Source organism: Bradyrhizobium uaiense (assembly GCF_010811875.1).
GTDB classification, from domain to species: domain Bacteria; phylum Pseudomonadota; class Alphaproteobacteria; order Rhizobiales; family Xanthobacteraceae; genus Bradyrhizobium; species Bradyrhizobium uaiense.
The window spans coordinates 1-209 of the sequence record NZ_VKHP01001277.1 but is presented as its reverse complement, the minus strand read 5'-3'; the positions used below and the strand labels follow the sequence as shown (position 1 = coordinate 209).

Annotated in this window: 1 protein-coding gene; it reads right to left on the bottom strand. The window is 68.9% G+C overall.

All coding sequences use genetic code 11. The features are described from left to right. A partial coding sequence (locus FNJ47_RS49615) for a transposase (protein ID WP_163163976.1) occupies positions 1-209 on the bottom strand: 209 nt, incomplete at both ends.

Sequence of the window (209 nt, the reverse complement as noted above, 5' to 3'; positions counted from 1 at the left end):
TCAGGTCCTCGTCGCCCGCCCGGGTGATCTTGCCAAGCCTGGTCTTGCCGGCGGTGGAATGGTCCTTGGGTGTGAGGCCGAGCCAGGCCGCGAAGTGACGGCCGGAGCGGAACGCATGCGGATTTGGGGCCTTCATCACCAGCGCGGTTGCAACGATCGGGCCGACCGAGGGAATCTGCGCCAGGCGCCGGCCCAGGGGATCAGCTCGG